Below are 17,186 nucleotides of genomic sequence, written 5' to 3'. Positions count from 1 at the left end.
TCGCATCGTCTGCGGGAACGGCGGAAATCCGCCATTTCTGCCGCTTGGCACGCCTCCTGCTCCGTCTCCCTTCGACAGGGGATTGGTCTTTCAGGGAGACTGACAATGCAGAAGTTCGAGACCATCTTGGGGAGCGCCGTGTGGATGGCGATTTCGGTGACGATGATGTTCGCCGCTCTCGAGCCGGTGGAGCTCCACGCTCAAGACCGCCTCGCCCAGGCGGCGACCGCCGCCTGCGCGAACGACGCCGCCAGCGTGTCCCTGCTCTGTGAGACGAGCAGCCTGTGAGCTGCAGCCTGTCCGGCGCCGTACAGTCTCTGTCCGTTTCCGGACAGAGAAGGGCGCCGGCGCCATTCTGCGGCTCGCGCCGGCGGGTGTCGGCTTTTGGCACGATGATTGCTGCGCCGGGAGCGTGAGGTGAAGATGAGCGTGGTATCGATGCAGTCGACCGACAAGCCAGCCGGTCCTCCGACCGGGGGTGCGATGGACAAAGTGGTGGTCCGCAAGGGCCTGCCGAAGAACGCTAAGATCGCGATCGCAGCCGCTGCCGTGCTGCTCGCGGCGATCCTCTTCTACGTCTTCGCCCCGAGCGCCAACACGCAGAACGTCGCCTCGGACAGACTGACCGTCTCGACCGTTGAGAAGGGCCGCTTCGACGACTTCCTGCCGCTCCGCGCCCGCGTGACGCCGCTGCTCACCGTCTATCTCGACGCGGTCGAAGGCGGCCGGGTCGAGAAGGTGCTGGTCGAGGACGGCGCCATGGTCCAGCAGGGCCAGCTGCTCGCCGTCCTCTCCAATTCCGATCTTCAGCTGAACCTGCTCGCCCGCCAGTCGGACGTGTCTCGCGAGGTCAACTCGATGCGCAGCCAGGAGCTCGCGCTCGCCCAGACCCAGATCCAGGACGAACGCGCGGTCATCGAGGCGCAGCTCGCCGCCGACAAGGCGCGCCGGCAGTACGAGCTGCAGAAGCCGCTGATGGAGAAAGGCTTCATCCCGGCCAAGACCTTCCAGGACAGCCGCGACGAATATGTCTCGAACCAGCGTCGGGTCGACGCGCTGCGCCGGGCGCAGGGCATCAACCAGCGGCTGCAGGGCAGCCAGCTCGCCCAGCTGCGCGCCTCCAACGCCTCGTTGAGCGGCAGCCTCGATATCGCCCGTGCCACGCTCGACGCGCTCAATCTGCGCGCGCCGGTCTCCGGCCAGCTAACCGCTTTCTCGATCCAGGTCGGCCAGTCGCTCAACCGCGGCGAGCGCCTAGGCCAGATCGACAGCGCCGGCCGCAACAAGCTCGTCGCCAGCGTCGACGAATTCTATCTCGGCCGGGTCGAGGCGGGGCAGACAGCGACGGTCGATACCGGCGGCAAGAGCTACAGGGCGAAGGTCGCCAAGATCTACCCGCAGGTGCGCAACGGCGCGTTCGAGGTTGACCTTCACTTCATCGGTCAGGAGCCGCCGGAGCTGCAGCGCGGACAGACGCTGCAGGTGCGACTGACGCTCGGCGATCCGACGCCCGCCCTGCTGATCCCCAACGGCGCCTTCTACAACGAGACCGGCGGCGCCTGGGTGTTTGTGGTCGCCCCGGGCGGCGGCAGCGCGGTCAAGCGCAACGTCCGCCTCGGCCGCCGCAATGCCGATTACATCGAGGTGCTCGAAGGCCTGGACGCCGGAGAACGCGTCATCACCTCGCCCTACACCGGTTTCGCCGATCGCGATCGGCTGGACCTCGACAGCTAAGAGAGGAGCCACTTGCTATGCTGACCATGCGGGAACTGTCGCGGGTCTACCGCACCGACACCGTCGAGACGACGGCGCTCGATTCGATCAACCTCGAGATCGCAGACGGCGAGTTCGTCGCGATCATGGGCCCCTCGGGCTGCGGCAAATCGACCCTGCTGAACATCGTCGGCATGCTCGATAGCCCGTCCAGCGGCTCCTACGTGTTCGACGGCCAGGAGGTTGCCGGCCTCCCGGAGGCGAAGCTCGCCGACGTCCGCAAGCAGAACATCGGCTTCATCTTCCAGAGCTTCAATCTGGTCGACGAGCTCTCGGTGCGCGAGAACATCGAGCTCGCCCTTCTCTATCACGACGTCGCCTCGGCCGAGCGCCGCCGCCGCGTCGAGGAAGTGATGGACAAGGTCGGCATCGCCCACCGCGCACGGCACCGGCCGAGCCAGCTCTCGGGCGGCCAGCAGCAGCGCGTCGCCGTCGCCCGCGCGTTGGTCGGCAACCCCAAGCTGATCCTCGCCGACGAGCCGACCGGCAACCTCGACACCCAGCATGGCGAGGAGGTCATGAAGATGCTGCAGCAGCTCAACCGCGAGGGCTCGACCATCGTCATGGTCACCCATTCGCCGTCGCACGCCGATTACGCCGGCCGCGTCGTCAACATGCTCGACGGGAAGATCCTGATCGAGCGGCGCCGCGCGGCCTGATCGGGTCCAGGGAGGAAGACGATGCGCATCCGGCCCGCCGCAGCCCTGCTGTTCCTGTCCGTCGCAGTGCCCGCCTCGGCCGAAACGGTCGTACCGGTCGCCAGGTTCGACGCCGTCGCGCTGACCGGCGGCGGCGAGGTGCGCATCCGTCACGGCGCGGCGCAGAAAGTCACCTTGCTGCGCGGGAACCTCGAGACGAGCCGCTTCACCGTCCGCAATGGCGGCCTTGAGATCCGCGCCTGCACCAGAACGTGCCGCGACTATGATCTGGTCGTCGAGATCGTGACTCCCGACGTCCACGCGCTCGCCATCACCGGCGGCGGCTCGATCGTCGCGGAAGGCGCGTTCCCGGCCCGCAAGGCGCTCGCCGCCAGCATCACCGGCGGCGGCGTGATCGACGCCGATGCGATGCGGACACAGGCGGTCGCCGCCTCGATCAAGGGCGGCGGCGTGATCAGGACGAACCCGCAGCAGTCGCTGGCGGCGGCGATCAAGGGCGGCGGCAACGTCGTCTACCGGGGCGATCCGCACAAGACGGTCGTCGTCGACGGCGGCGGCGAAGTGACGCGCGCCGATTGAGCTTACCCATCCTCGCCGCGGCTGCCTTGCTCATCCCTTTGGCGCCGCGGCGGGGAACCGCGCGAGCGGCAGGGGGAGGCCTGTGGGGCAAGGACGAAGGGGAATGGTCGAGATGTGGCGCAATTACCTGACCGTCGGCTATCGGGCGCTGACCAAGAACCGCACCTATGCGGCGATCAACATCGTCGGCCTGGCGATCGGCCTCGCCGCCTGCCTCATCCTGCTCCTCTACGTGCGCTACGAGACCAGCTATGACGCCTGGCTGCCGGAAGCGGACCGCGTCTACCAGATCCAGACGTTCGGAACCGATCCGGAAACCGGCCAGAACATCGCGATGCAGGCGGTCACCCGCCCGATCGGAGACGCGCTGGCCGGCGATTTCGCCGAGATCGAATCGATCGCCAAGCTCGAGACCGATCCGGCGGTCGTGCTCCAGGGCGGCAACGCGATCGGCGTCGAGAAATCGGCGGCGGCCGATGCCAGCTTCTTCGACATCATCCAATTGCCGTTCATCGCCGGCGACCGGCGGGGCGCGCTTCGCGACACCGACAGCGTCGCCCTCAGCCGCGCCGAGGCGATGCGGCTGTTCGGCACGACCGATGTCGTCGGCCGGACGCTCACCACCGCGCGAGGCGGCGAGAAGTTCGATCTGCGCGTCACCGGCGTGTTCGAGGATCTTCCCCGCAACACCCATCTCGACCTCACCATGGTGCGCCGCTTCAACTCGGCCGAGGAGGAGGATTGCCCCTGGGGCTGTGTCAACGGCATGGCGTACGCGAAGCTGAAGCCCGGCGCCGACGCGGCGAGCATCAACGCCCGCATGCCGGCCTGGGAGAAGAGCAATGTGCCGGCACGCGACATCGGCGGCCGCGACATCGCCGCCACCACCGACTGGCGTCTGACCAACGTTCGCGACATCCACCTCGGACCCGCCCAGGGCGGCGATCGTCCCGGCAATGACATGCGCACCATCGTGACCTTCACCATCGTCGCTCTGTTGATCCTCAGCATGGCGGTGATCAACTTCGTCAATCTCGCCACGGCCCGGGCCGGTCAGCGCGCTCGCGAGGTGGCGGTGCGCAAGGTGCTCGGCGCCAAGCGGCGCCAGCTCGTCGGCCAGTTCCTCGGCGAATCCCTGCTCGTCGTGGCGATCGCCATGACCATCGCGCTGGCGCTGGTCGAGATCACCCTGCCGGCCTTCTCCCGCTTCCTCGATGCCGATCTCGATCTCGCCTATCTCGGCGGCAGCGGCCTGCTGCTTCCGATCGTCGGCTTCACCCTGCTCGTCGGCCTGCTGGGGGGCCTCTACCCCGCCTTCCAGCTTTCCCGCTACCAGCCCGGCGCGGTGCTCAAGGCGAACAAGTCGTCGACCGACGCGCCGGGGAGCGCGCGCCTACGCAACCTGCTGGTGATCGGCCAGTTCGCCGTCTCTATCGGCCTGATCGCCTGCACGGCGATCGTCTATCACCAGACGGTCTTCGCCCGCACGGTCGATCCCGGCTACCAGCGCGACGGCCTGCTCACCGTCCGCGGCCTGCGCAATCCGGAGGCGCAGGCGGTGCAGGAGACGTTGCTGCGCGAGATCGCCAAGGTGCCCGGCGTCACCGCGGCGTCGGCGACGCGGCTGGTTCCCGCCGAGGGTCCGACCTTCTTCAACAGCGTCGTGGTGCCCGGCCGCTCGGCGCCGGTCGAGCTCGGCTGGTACAGCGTCGATCCGGCCTTCTTCGACACGATGAAGATCGATCGGGTCGCCGGACGCATCCTGTCGCGCACGCATGCCGCCGACAGCATCGCCATCGACCAGAAACTGGACGAGAATGCGGCCGAAGCCGCAGCGCGCGCGATCGTCGCCCGCGGCCTCAACGTCGTCGTCAACGAGAGCGCGGCGCGCCAGCTCGGCTTCGGCGCACCCGCTGCCGCGGTCGGCAAGCACATCGGTATTCCGATCTTCGGCGAGGACTATGGCAACGCCACCGCGACCATCGTCGGCGTCGTCAGGGACGCGCGTTTCCGCTCGGTCCGCGATCCGGTCGCGCCCGCGATCTACTACGATAACGGGGTCTACCGCTACATCGCCGTGCGCTTCGAGCGAGCCGATCCCGCCGCCGTGCGGAATGCGATCGAGGGAATCTGGCGCCGCCTCCTGCCCACCCTGCCGTTCGATGCCGGCTTCGCCGAGGAAGAGCTCGCCGCGCTCTACGGCGCCGACGAGGCGCGGGCTCAGGCCTTCGGCGGCTTCGCCTTGTTCGCAGCGCTGATCGCCTGCCTCGGCCTGTTCGGGCTCGCCGCCTTCACCGCCGAACGGCGCACCAAGGAGATCGGCATCCGCAAGGTGTTCGGCGCCCGGGTGCGCGACATCGTGCGGCTGCTCGCCTGGCAATTCTCCAAGCCGGTGATGCTCGCCAACATCGTCGCCTGGCCGATTGCCTGGTGGGCGATGCGCGACTGGCTGAACGGATTCGACGCGCGCATTCCGCTCGGTCCCGGGCCTTTTCTTCTCGCCGGTCTGATCGCGCTCGCGATCGCGCTCGGCACCGTCTCCGGCCATGCGATCCGCGTCGCCCGGCTGAACCCCATCCATGCCCTTCGCTACGAATAGGAAGTCCACGGGCCATGTGGCGTAACTATCTCACGGTCGGTGTTCGCGCCCTGTCGAAGAACAGGACCTACGCGTTCATCAACATCATCGGTCTGGCCATCGGCATGGCCGCCTGCCTGATGATCCTTCTCTCTGTGCGCTACGAGCGCAGTTACGATGCGTGGCTGCCCAATGCGGAGCAGGTCTACCAGGTGCAGACCACGTTCCGCGATCCGGACACGGGCGAGCGGGACGATCTGCAGATGTCGCCCTACGTCACCGGCAGGACGCTGACGAAGGATTTCCCGCAGATCGCGCGCCAGGTCTACGCGCTCGGGGCTTCCCCCGTGGTGCTTCGCGGCGGACAGGCGATCCCGATCGAGGATGCGATCCAGGTCGACAACCTCTTCTTCGACGTTCTGCCGCTGCCGCTGGTCAAGGGCGATCCGAAGACGGCGCTGCGCAACGTCGGATCGGTCGTGCTGAGCGAGAGCGAGGCGCGCAGGTTGTTCGGGGCGGAAGACCCGATCGGCCGCACGCTCACCCTCGTCAACGGCAGCGACAAGGCCGATCATCGCGTCACCGGCATCATGCGCGATCTGCCCCGCAACTCGCATTTGCGGTTCACGCTCGTCGCGCGGTTCGATCCCCAGACGGCCTTCGCGACCAACCCCGGCTTCCTCAGCCAGTGGGGCACGATGGGAGGCTGGAACTATGTGGTGCTGCGCGACGGCGCCGATGTCGATGCGATCCGCGCCGCGCTGCCGCAATGGGAGAAGCGCAACATTCCCGACCAGAGGTTCGGCGATCGCACCGTCAACCAGGGCGATGTCGGCGACTGGGATCTGGTGCCGGTCCGAGACGTCCATCTCGGCCGCGCGCAGGGCGGGGCGATGACGGCCGGAAACGATCACCGCAGCATCGCCACCTTCGCGGTGGTCGCCGTGCTGATCCTGGCCATGGCCTGCGTGAACTTCACCAACCTCGCTACGGCACGCGCCAGCCAGCGCGCACGCGAGGTGGCGCTTCGCAAGGTGCTCGGCGCCACCCGCCGCCAGCTGATCAGCCAGTTCATCGCCGAATCGGTGCTCGTCGCCGGACTCGCGATGCTGCTCTCGCTGACCCTGGTCGAGCTGCTGCTGCCCCTGCTCGCCCACTTCCTCGATGCCGATCTGACCATGCGTTATTTCGGCGCCGACGGAATGCTGCTCCCGATCCTGCTGCTGGTCCTGCTCGTGGGGGCGGCCGGCGGCGTCTATCCGGCCTTCTATCTCTCGCGCTTCCAGCCGGCGCAGGTCCTCAAGGCCAACAAGTCGACCGCGGAGGCCGAGGGCTCGGGCCGGCTGCGCAGCGTGCTCGTCGTCGGCCAGTTCGCCGTCTCGATCGCCCTGATCATCTGCACGGCGGTGGTCTATGGGCAGACCGTCCATGCGCGCACCGCGGATCCCGGCTATGCGCGCCAGGGTCTGCTCCAGGTCGATATCGGCGCGCGCCCCGTGCCCGGAGGCAGCGAGACGCTGGCGCGCGAGGTCGCGCGGCTGGAGGGCGTCACCGGCGTCGGCCGGACCGCGATCGGAATCGCCACCCGCAGCCAGAACAACAACGGCGCACGCATTCCGGGGCGCCAGGAGCCTATCAACCTCGGCAGCTATACGATCGACGACGGCTTCTTCCGGACGATGGGAATGAAGATCGTCGCTGGCCGCGGCCTCGATCACGGTCGGCAGCTGGACGTCGATCCGCGGCCCTGGCAGCCCACGCTCGAAGACGATCGCGCGCTGGTCGCCCGCGGCGTCAACGTGGTGGTGAACGAGCTCGCGGCACGGCGCCTCGGCTATCGCACGCCCGCCGATGCGATCGGCGCGCAGTTCGGCATCTCGATTGCGGCCGAGGAGGCCGGGCTCGTCCCGATGACCGTGGTCGGCGTCGTCAAGGACAGCCGCCTTCGCTCCATCCGCGAACCGATCGAGCCGCTCGTCTTCCGCCTCTCCGAGCGCGGCTTCAACGCCCTGGTCGTCCGCTACGATTCGCATGATCCCGCCGCGGTGCGCGATCGCGTGGAGGCGGTGTGGAAGCGCCTGGCGCCCGACGTGCCGTTCGACGCCCAGTTCAGCGAGGAGATCGTCGCCGAACTCTACCAGGCGGAGCAGGCGCGGGCGGCGAGCTTCGCCGGCTTCGCACTGCTGGCGGTGATCGTCGCGTGCCTGGGCCTGTTCGGGCTCGCCGCCTTCACTGCCGAGCGGCGCACCAAGGAGATCGGCATCCGCAAGGTGCTCGGCGCCCGTACCCACGACATCGTCCGACTGCTCGCCTGGCAATTCTCCAAGCCGGTGATCGTCGCCAATCTGATTGCCTGGCCCGCGGCCTGGTGGGTGATGCGCGACTGGCTCAACCATTTCGACAGCCGGATCGATCTCGGGCCGACGCCCTTCCTTCTCGCAGGCGGCGCCGCCCTCGCGATCGCGCTCGGCACGATTGCCGGCCACGCCTTCCGCGTCGCGCGGTCGAACCCGATCAACGCCCTCAGGTACGAATAGGAACGGCCGATGTGGAGAAACTATGTCACCGTCGGTTTCCGGGCTCTCGGCAAGAGCAAGAGCTATGCGGCGATCAACATCGGCGGGCTCGCGCTCGGCTTCGCTGCCTGCCTGCTGATCCTCCTCTACGTCCGCTACGAATCCTCCTACGACGGCTGGCTGCCGGACAGCGGCCGCATCTATCAGGTCCAGTCGACCTGGCATGAACCGGGCCAGCCCGTCACGCGCTCACAGTCCAGCCCCTATCCGGTCCGGGAGAGCTTTCCCGGCGGCTTTCCGCAGATCGAGGCGCTGACCGTGCTCGACAGCGGCCGGACCGTGACGATGCGCGACGGCCAGGCGATTTTCCTCGATGCGGCAACGGTCGATGCGAGCTTCTTCGACGTCTTTCAGCTCCCGTTCCTTCACGGCAGCGCGGCGCGGGCGCTGCCCAACACCAACTCGATCGTGCTCACCCGGGAGGAGGCCGTCCGCCAGTTCGGCACCGCCGACGTTCTCGGCCGGACGATGAGCCTCGGCGCGGGGGAGGGGAAACGCGATTATGCGGTGAGCGGCGTGCTCGAGGATCTGCCGAAGAATTCCAGCCTCAGCCTCGCCGTCATCTTCCGCCGGGATCCCGCCCAGGCGCCCCCACCCGAATATGCCGGCTGGGGCAATATGAACCAGCAGCATTATGTGAAGCTGCGCCCCGGTGCCGACGCCGCCGCGATCAACGCGGCGCTCCCCGCCTGGGAGAAGCGCACGATCGCGCCGCAGGTGATCGACGGGAGATCCTCGTCGCAGGCCGACATTCTCGATCTCGCACTGGTGCCGATCGCCGACGTCCATCTCGGTCCTGCCCAGGCCGGGGCTCTCTCGCCCGGCGGCGATCCGCGTGCGCTCGCCACCTTCCTTGTCGTCGCCCTGCTGACCCTCGGCATGGCGGTGATCAATTTCGTCAATCTCACCACCGCCCGCGCCACCCAGCGCGCCCGCGAAATCGCCTTGCGCAAGGTGCTCGGCGCGCGCCGCCGGCAGATCGTCGTTCAGCTCCTGGGCGAGGCTGTGGCCATGGCCGCGGCGGCGATGCTGCTGGCCCTCAGCGTGGTCGAGCTGGCGGCGCCGTGGATCGGCGGGCGTATCGGCGCCGATCTCGAGGTCGGCTATTTCGGGCGTGGCGGCGTGCTGCTGCCGGCCGCCGCGCTGATGCTCGCGGCGGGGCTGCTCGGCGGGCTCTATCCGGCCCTGTTCCTCAGCCGCTTCCGGCCGGCGCAGGTGCTGCGCGCCAACCGCTCGGGCGCGGAGACTCCCGGCAGCGGAAGGGTGCGCACCGCGCTCGTCCTCGTCCAGTTCGCCATTGCGATCGGCCTCATCGTCTGCACGTCGGTCATCTATTCGCAGACCCGGCACGTCGAGACGGTCGATCCCGGCTATCGGCGCGACGGTCTCATCCAGATCGATTCCGCCTGGCGCCTCGCGGGCGACAGCAACGAATATGAAGCGGCGCATCGCGAGCTGCTCAAGGTGCCCGGCGTCGTCGGGGTCGGCCGCACCAGCATCGGCGTCGCCGCGACCAACAAGACGATCCTCGCCGTTCGAGCGCCGGGGGCGCCGGAAGGGCTCTCGATCGGCTTCTACGGCATCGACGCCGATTTCCTGCAGACGATCGAGGCGCGGCTCCTCGCCGGCCGGATGCTCGGCGACCGGTACGCCGGAGACCGTATCGTGCGATCCGAGGAAGGTGACACCGATCCGGGGCTCGCGACCCGCGGCGTCAACGTGGTGGTGAACCGCCACGCCGCGACGCTCCTCGGCCATGCGACGCCGCAGGCGGCGATCGGTAAGACGATCCGCGTCGGCATCGACGGCGGCGATCTCGTCCCCTCGACGATCGTCGGGGTCGTCGAGGACACCCGCATCCGCACCGCGCGCGACGCGATCGAGCCGCTGATCTACGGCTACGATCCCGATCGGACCTACATGGTCGTCGTTCGCTATGCCGGCGCGAGGCCCAGCGACGTCATGGCCGGGCTCAACCGCGTCTGGCGCAAGTTCGAGCCGGAGATTCCCTTCCAGGGCCGCTTCGCCGAGGAGATCGTGGCGGAAGTCTATGCCGCCGATCGCGCACGGGGCGCGCTGTTCGCCGCCTTCTCCGCGCTCGCCGTGGTGATCGCCTGCCTCGGCCTCTACGCCCTCGCCGCCTTCGCCACGGAGCGGCGGACCAAGGAGATCGGCATCCGCAAGGTGCTGGGCGCCAAGGTCCGCCACATCGTGCGGCTGCTCGCCTGGCAATTCTCCAAGCCGGTCGTGCTCGCCAATCTCGTCGCTTGGCCGGTCGCCTGGTGGGCGATGCGGGACTGGCTGAACGGCTTCGACGTCCGCATCGCGCTGACGCCGGGTCCGTTCGTCGTCGCCGCAGCGATGGCGCTGGCCATCGCGATCGCCACCGTAGCCGGCCACGCTCTACGTGTTGCGCGTCTCAATCCCATCCACGCTCTCAGATACGAGTAGGAAACAGCCGATGTGGAGGAACTACGTCACCGTTGGTCTCAGGGCGCTCGCCAAGAACAAGACCTACGCTTTCATCAACATCTTCGGCCTCGCGCTCGGCCTCGCCGCGTGCCTGCTGATCCTGCTCTACGTCCGGTACGAGATGAGCTACGACAGCTGGATGCCGGAGGCCGACCGGGCCTATCAGTTCCAGGCCTGGTACAAGCCGTCCGAAAGCGGCGGTGAGGAGATGAAGCTCCAGATGACGGAGTTCGTCTCGCGCGACGCCCTGCTGAAGGACTTCCCGCAGGTCGAGAAGGCGGTCTACGTCTGCTCCTGCGGCGCCGTCATCAAGCAGGACGGCAAGGCGAGCTTCGCCGACCGGTTCAACTTCGTCGACGGCAACATATTCGAGATCCTCCAGCTGCCGTTCGTCAAGGGCGATCCGAAGACCGCCCTCGCCGACACGAGCTCGCTCGTGCTGACCGAGGAGGAAGCGACCAAGCGCTTCGGCTCGGCCGATCCGATGGGCAAGACCCTGACCCTGATGGCGCAGGGCAAGAGCTGGGACTACAAGGTCACCGGCGTCATCAAGGACCTGCCGAAGAACAGCCATCTCGATCTCGGCGTGGTCGCCCGCTTCGACCCGAAGACCTTCTTCGCCGACAATCCGTATTTCCTGTCGAGCTGGAACAGTCAGGGCGGCTGGGTCTATGCGAAGCTCCGCCCCGGCGCGGACGTCGCGGAGATCAACCGCCAGCTCCCCGCCTGGGAGAAGCGCAACATCCCCGACGACACCCAGGGTGCCGCGGCCGGCGGCGAAGTGACGAACCCCGGCGAAACCCAGGATTGGCGTCTCGTCAACGTTCGCGACATCCACATGGGCGAAGGGCAGCGTGCCTCGATGACCCCGGGGAACGATCGGCGGACGATCGTCACCTTCTCGGTCATCGCCCTGCTCATCCTCGGCATGGCCGTGGTCAACTTCACCAATCTCGCCACCGCCCGTGCCTCGCAGCGGGCCCGCGAGGTCGCCTTGCGCAAGGTGCTCGGCGCCAACCGCAAGCAGCTGATCGTTCAGTTCCTCGGCGAATCCGTCCTGGTCGTGGCGATCGCGATGCTGCTCGCGCTGGCGATGGTCGAGCTGGCCCTGCCCGTGTTCAACAACTTCCTCGATGCGGACATCGCGGTCACCTATGTGGGCAGCGGCGGCCTCCTCCTGCCGATCGTGCTGCTGGTGCTGATCGTCGGCGGAGTCGGCGGGCTCTACCCGGCCTTCTATCTGTCGCGTTTCCAGCCGGCGCGAGTGCTGAAGGCGAACAAGTCGGCCGCCGAGGCGCAGGGCACCGGCAGCCTGCGCAACATCCTCGTCGTCTCGCAATTCGCAGTGTCGATCGGCCTGATCATCTGCACCGGCGTGATCTATGCGCAGACGCTCTACGCCCGCACCGCCGACGCCGGCTACAAGCGCGAGGGCCTGCTCCAGATCCAGAACGTCGGCGCGCGCGAGATCGAGCCGATCATGGAGACGCTGAAGCGCGAGATCGGCAAGGTCGATGGCGTCCAGGCCGTCGCCCGCACCGGCATCGGCGTCAATCCGGGCAACAATTCCGTGACCAGCGTCTATCTGCCGGGCAACCCCAAGTCGATCGACCTTGGCACCTACGGCGTCGATCCGGACTTCTTCTCGACCATGGGGATGGAGCTCCTCGCCGGACGCAACTTCGATGTGGCGGTGGCCATGGACGATGCGACCACTCCGTTCCCGGTCAATCCGGATGCGGAGCGCGCGATCGTCAAGCGCGGCATCAACGTGGTGATGAGCCGCAGCGCGGTCGAGCGGCTCGGCTACACGCCGCAGGAAGCGATCGGAAAGCAGGTCAACTCGGGCCTCACCTATCCCGAGTTCGGCATGGTTCCGACCACGATCGTCGGGGTGGTGAAGGACGCGCGCTTCCGCTCGGTCCGGGATCCGCTGCAGCCGATCATGTTCTATTACGCCCGCAACTTCCACAATGCGCTGATGGTCCGCTACGTCGGCAACCAGCCGAAGAAGGTGCTGACCGACATCGAGACCATCTGGAAGCGGCTGGTCCCCGATGTCCCGTTCAATGCAGAGTTCGTCGACGATCGCCTGCGCGAGCTTTACGAGCGTGAGGAGGCGCGCGGACAATTGTTCGGCGCCTTCGCGATCCTCGCGGTGGTGATCGGCTGCCTCGGCCTGTTCGGCCTCGCCGCCTTCACGGCCGAGCGCCGGACGAAGGAGATCGGCATCCGCAAGGTGCTCGGCGCCCGCTCGCGGGACATCGTCCGCCTTCTCGCCTGGCAATTCTCGAAACCGGTGATCGTTGCGAACCTCATCGCCTGGCCGGTCGCCTGGTGGGTGATGCGCGATTGGCTGAACGGCTTCGACAGCCGGATCGCGCTCGGGCCGACGCCGTTCCTGCTGGCGGGGATGCTGGCCCTGGTGATCGCCCTCGGCACGATCGCCAGCCACGCTCTGAAGGTCGCCCGCGCCAACCCAATCCACGCCCTGCGCTACGAATAGGGCTGGCGGAACGCTCCCTTTCCCGCTCTGTTCAAGCGGGGAAGGGAGCGCGGATTGCGGATATTGCTGCTCGGAGCGACGGGCCTGATTGGATCGGCAGTCGCCGCACGTCTGAAGGGGGAGGGGCATCATGTCGTCGCCGTGGCGCGCAGCCCCGCTCCCGGACGAGTGGCGGCCGATGAATGGGTAACCATCGACCTTCGCCGCGCCACCTCTCCGGACATCTGGGCGCCACATCTCGCCGGCATCGATGCGGTGGTGAATTGCGCGGGCACCCTGCAGGACAATGTCCGCGATTCCACCGCGCGCGTGCATCGCGACGCGCCCGCCGCGCTCTGGCAGGCCTGCGGCGATGCGCGGGTCCGCCGGGTGATCCATTTCTCGGCGATGGGAGTCGATCGCGGCGCCCTGTCGCGCTTCTCGGAGACCAAGGCCGAGGGAGATGCCGCGCTGGAGGCCAGCGGCCTCGATTACGTCATCCTCCGCCCTTCCATCGTTGTCGGCGACGCGGCGTACGGCGGCAGCGCCTTGTTCCGCGGCCTCGCCGCGCTGCCGTTGCTGCCGCGCATGCCGGACGCGGGCGCGGTCGATGTCGTCCAGCTTTCCGACGTCGCGGAGACGGTGGTGCGGCTGCTGCGCCCCGGCTCGCCGGGCCGTATCGCACTCGATCTCCCGGGCCCGGAACGGCTCGGCTTCGACGAGGTGATTGCCGCCTATCGCCGCTGGCTCGGCTGGCGCCCGGCGCGGCTGGTCTCGCTCCCCGCCTGGCTGATGGGGCTCGCCTATCGGGCGGGTGACGCCGTCGCCTGGCTCGGCTGGCGGCCGGCGATCCGCACCACCGGCCGGCGCGAGATCGTCCGCGGCGCGACGGGTGACGCGGCCCCCTGGCGCGCGGCGACCGGCCTCGCGCCGCAGGGCCTCACCGAGGCGCTCGCCGCCCGCCCGGCCGGAGTCCAGGAACGATGGTTCGCCAGGCTCTATTTCCTGAAGCCGCTCGCGTTCGTCACCTTCGCCTTGTTCTGGCTGATGACCGGCCTGATCTCGCTCGGACCCGGCTACGAGCTCGCCAAGGCCTATATGATGCGTGCCGGGGCGGGGCCGCTGAGCGCGCCGAGCGTCGTCGCCGGGGCGCTGGCGGACATCGGCGTCTTCTGCGCGATCGTGTGGCGGCCGACCACCCGGCTCGGCCTCTGGGCGGCGGTCCTGCTTTCGGTCTTCTACATCATCGCCGGATCGATCCTGCTCCCCGAGCTCTGGCGCGATCCGCTCGGGCCGATGATGAAGGTCTGGCCGATCCTCGCCCTGAACTTCCTGTGCCTGGCCATATTGGACGAAAGATGATGACCTATTTCTTCCTCAAATGGCTCCACGTCATCGGATCGACCGTGCTGCTCGGCACCGGCGCCGGAATCGCCTTCTTCATGCTGATGGCGCACCGCACCGGCGAGGTCCGCGTGATCGCCGGCGTCGCGCGGATCGTGGTCATCGCCGATTGGGTCTTCACCGCCACTGCCGTCGTCGCCCAGCCGATCACCGGCGTGCTGCTCGCCCGCACCACCGGCTATTCGCTGGCTGAGGGATGGATCGTCGCGTCGATCGCGCTCTACCTGCTGACCGGTGCCTTCTGGCTGCCGGTGGTCTGGATGCAGGCGCGGATGCGCAATCTCGCCGCCGCCGCGGCCGCCGGCGGCACGCCGCTGCCGGCCGAATATCACCGGCTGTTCCGATGGTGGTTCGCATTCGGCTTCCCGGCCTTTACAGCGGTGCTCGCCATCTTCTGGCTGATGATCACCCGACCGGAGATCCATTTTTGAAAGACGAGAGACTGAAGCTCGGCACCAGGCTGCTGATCGGCGGCATCGCCGGCTTCGTCGGCACGATGGCGATGACCTCGGCGATGCAGCGGCTCCACCGCCGCCTGCCGGAGGAGGAGCGCTATCCGCTCACGCCGCGCGAGATCGTCGACTCGGTCGCGGACGCGGCCGAGGTCGATCTGCCCGACGAAACTGCCAAGGATCTGACGACGATCGGCCACTTCGCCTACGGCGCCGCGATGGGCGCCCTGATCTCGGTGATGAACCCGACGCCGTCGAAGAAGAGCGGGGCGCTCGCCGGCACGGCCGTCTGGCTGGCCAGCTACATGGGCTGGATTCCGGCGCTCAACGTGCTCGAGCCAGCGACGCAGCACCCGAAGCGGCGCAACTTCCTGATGATCGGCGTTCACATCGTCTGGGGCGCCGCCACGGCCTCCGCGATGCGCGAGCTGGTCGCGGCGCGCGAGACGATCCTTGCGGCAGGGCCCGACAAGGACGTGCCGGGGCGCGGCACGCCGGAACTGCCGACCCGCGATTGAAGCGGTCAGGGCTTCGGCCCCTGGTCCAGGACGAAGATCGGGCCGATGTCGACGACCTGCTTCGCCGTGGCGAGGTGGATGGTAACGCCGAGCGCGCCGGCGGCATAATCCTTGTCGGCGACGCCGCGGATCTCGTGCATCTTCCACTCCGGCCCGATCTCCACCGGCGCGCTGAGCAGCGCGCTGTAAGGCGGGCTGGAAAGCTGGATGCCGTTGTAGGGAAGCGTGGCGGTCGTCGCCCCGTCCGCGCCCTTCTCCAGTCTCGCCCAGAAGGCGAGCACGAGCCGGTCTCCGGCCTTGACCGGCTTCTGGATCGGATCGGAGACGGCGATGTCCCAGGCGTTGGCGCCCTTGCCGGGCACCGAGATGCGAAGCGCCTCTCCGCCCTGCACCGTCCCGTCCTTGCGCACCTTCGGCGCCGGCTTCATGCCCTGGACGCTGAAGGCCTTGGGCGAGGGGACGTTGATGATCTGCTTCAGCAGCGCGTCGGTCTCGGCGTCCTGGGCCAGGACCGCAGTGGCCGCGAGCGGCGTCGCCAGGAGCAGGCAAAAGGCAAAAGCACGTCCCTTCATGATCAGTCTCCCCCCTCGTTTTGGGGGAGTTGATCATGGCCGGCGGAGTCGTTCAAGCGCCGCCTCGCAGCCGATTGTCCTGCAGCGCGGACGAGGGTTAGGATGGCCGGGAAGGGGAGAGGCCATGCACCATAAGCGCTTCCTGCTGGCGACATGCCTGGCGCTTGCCGCGTGCGGGCACCGGGACCGCGATCCGCGGGGTGTCGCCCACGACGAGGTTCTCGTCCAGATCGTCGCCAGCGGCCGCGCCGACACCCGGCCGGACCAGGCCCGTTTCGTCGCCGGCGTGGAGACGATCGCCGCGAGTTCGGGCGAGGCGAGCCGCCGCAACAGCGAGGTGATCAACAAGGTTCTGGCGTCGCTCGAGCCGCTCGGCGTGCGCAAGGACGACGTCCAGACCCGCAACGTCAGCCTTTCGCGGATCGGCTACGGCCCCAATCGCGGCCGCTTTCAGGCCAACAACATGATCGAAATCCGCATGCGGGACGTCGAACGTGCCGGCGAAGCGATCGGCCGCACCACCGAGGCCGGCGCCGACGTGCTGAGCGGCCCCGATCTGGTGGTCTCCGATCAGGAGGCCGGCAACCGCTCGGCCTACGCCCAGGCCTATAGAGCGGCGCGCGCTCGCGCCGAGGCCTATGCGGCCGCCGCCGGTCTCAAGGTCGCGCGGGTGCTGGTCATTCGCGACGCGCAGGAGGGCGGCATTCCGCGTCCCTTTCCCTATGCCGTCGGCGATGCCGTCGCCGCGGAGCAGGCGGCGCCGCCGCCGGTCGCCACCGGCCCTATCGTCCGCGCCGGCATGAACGAGAGCGAGGTCAATATCCGCGTCGATTTCGCCCTGGCGCCCAGATAGGTGGCCGTTGCCGCCCGCCGCCGCCGTTGCTAAGGGCGGCGCCATGCAGACCGATCGCTTCACGCCGGAAATCAGCTACGTCACGACGCCGCGCGTCGCCTGCGACGGAGCGAGCGAGACCCATCCCGCGCTCGGCCATCCGCGCGTCTACCTGCAGATCGACGAGAAGGGCTATGTCGACTGCGGCTATTGCGACAAGCGCTTCGTGCTGAAGGGCGGCCCGGCCGACCAGGGCGGCAGCCAGGTCTGACCGCTTGCCCGGTCG

The 17,186-nt window shown here is 68.2% G+C and carries 14 protein-coding genes; 13 read left to right on the top strand and 1 reads right to left on the bottom strand.

Annotated features, from left to right (window positions below):
- Nucleotides 1-105 precede the first annotated feature (105 nt).
- The 11 genes from E2493_RS04325 to E2493_RS04275 all read left to right on the top strand — a co-directional run bounded on the left by E2493_RS04325 (nt 106) and on the right by E2493_RS04275 (nt 15,496).
- Entirely contained in the window at nt 106-288 is a 183-nt protein-coding gene (locus tag E2493_RS04325; protein ID WP_135084082.1) for a hypothetical protein, read from the top strand.
- A 135-nt stretch (nt 289-423) separates the two neighbouring features.
- The gene (locus E2493_RS04320) at nt 424-1,734 is read left to right on the top strand and encodes an efflux RND transporter periplasmic adaptor subunit (RefSeq protein ID WP_135084354.1); all 1,311 of its coding nucleotides are present in this window, start codon (nt 424-426) and stop codon (nt 1,732-1,734) included.
- A 17-nt stretch (nt 1,735-1,751) separates the two neighbouring features.
- The gene (locus E2493_RS04315) at nt 1,752-2,432 is read left to right on the top strand and encodes an ABC transporter ATP-binding protein (RefSeq protein ID WP_135084080.1); all 681 of its coding nucleotides are present in this window, start codon (nt 1,752-1,754) and stop codon (nt 2,430-2,432) included.
- Nucleotides 2,433-2,453: 21 nt separating this feature from the next.
- Nucleotides 2,454-3,011, top strand: coding sequence for a GIN domain-containing protein (locus E2493_RS04310; RefSeq protein WP_135084078.1), 558 nt, complete (start codon nt 2,454-2,456; stop codon nt 3,009-3,011).
- A 103-nt stretch (nt 3,012-3,114) separates the two neighbouring features.
- Nucleotides 3,115-5,610 (top strand): FtsX-like permease family protein, encoded by a 2,496-nt coding sequence (locus tag E2493_RS04305; RefSeq protein WP_225421138.1) that lies wholly within the window; start codon nt 3,115-3,117, stop codon nt 5,608-5,610.
- Nucleotides 5,611-5,624: 14 nt separating this feature from the next.
- A complete protein-coding gene (locus E2493_RS04300; RefSeq protein ID WP_135084076.1) occupies nt 5,625-8,126 on the top strand; it encodes an ABC transporter permease in 2,502 nt (833 codons plus the stop codon).
- Nucleotides 8,127-8,135: 9 nt separating this feature from the next.
- Nucleotides 8,136-10,616 carry an ABC transporter permease gene (locus E2493_RS04295; protein WP_135084074.1) on the top strand — a complete coding sequence of 827 codons (2,481 nt, stop codon included), beginning with the start codon at nt 8,136-8,138 and terminating at the stop codon, nt 10,614-10,616.
- A gap of 10 nt (nt 10,617-10,626) precedes the next feature.
- Entirely contained in the window at nt 10,627-13,143 is a 2,517-nt protein-coding gene (locus E2493_RS04290; RefSeq protein ID WP_135084072.1) for an ABC transporter permease, read from the top strand.
- Nucleotides 13,144-13,197: 54 nt separating this feature from the next.
- A complete protein-coding gene (locus E2493_RS04285) occupies nt 13,198-14,484 on the top strand; it encodes an SDR family oxidoreductase (RefSeq protein WP_135084070.1) in 1,287 nt (428 codons plus the stop codon).
- The gene (locus E2493_RS04280) at nt 14,484-14,957 is read left to right on the top strand and encodes a DUF2269 family protein (RefSeq protein WP_135084350.1); all 474 of its coding nucleotides are present in this window, start codon (nt 14,484-14,486) and stop codon (nt 14,955-14,957) included. The genes E2493_RS04285 and E2493_RS04280 overlap by 1 nt, the downstream gene beginning before the upstream one ends.
- Nucleotides 14,954-15,496, top strand: a complete 543-nt coding sequence (locus E2493_RS04275) for a hypothetical protein (RefSeq protein WP_191992962.1) — start codon at nt 14,954-14,956, stop codon at nt 15,494-15,496. The genes E2493_RS04280 and E2493_RS04275 overlap by 4 nt, the downstream gene beginning before the upstream one ends.
- A 5-nt stretch (nt 15,497-15,501) precedes the next feature.
- Here E2493_RS04275 and E2493_RS04270 read toward each other — a convergent pair whose 3' ends face one another.
- A complete protein-coding gene (locus tag E2493_RS04270) occupies nt 15,502-16,068 on the bottom strand; it encodes a hypothetical protein (protein ID WP_135084068.1) in 567 nt (188 codons plus the stop codon).
- A gap of 124 nt (nt 16,069-16,192) precedes the next feature.
- On the opposite strand from E2493_RS04270, the gene E2493_RS04265 reads away from it, so the two are divergent.
- Both E2493_RS04265 and E2493_RS04260 read left to right on the top strand, forming a co-directional pair.
- Entirely contained in the window at nt 16,193-16,921 is a 729-nt protein-coding gene (locus tag E2493_RS04265; protein ID WP_135084067.1) for an SIMPL domain-containing protein, read from the top strand.
- Nucleotides 16,922-16,964: 43 nt separating this feature from the next.
- Nucleotides 16,965-17,171: a zinc-finger domain-containing protein gene (locus tag E2493_RS04260; RefSeq protein WP_135084065.1), complete on the top strand. Its 207-nt coding sequence runs from the start codon at nt 16,965-16,967 to the stop codon at nt 17,169-17,171.
- The last annotated feature ends 15 nt before the right edge of the window (nt 17,172-17,186 follow it).

The organism is Sphingomonas parva (ex Maeng et al. 2020) (assembly GCF_004564275.1).
Lineage (GTDB): Bacteria > Pseudomonadota > Alphaproteobacteria > Sphingomonadales > Sphingomonadaceae > Allosphingosinicella > Allosphingosinicella parva.
The sequence above is the reverse complement of the archived record's forward strand: the minus strand, read 5'-3'. Positions and strand labels throughout refer to the sequence as shown.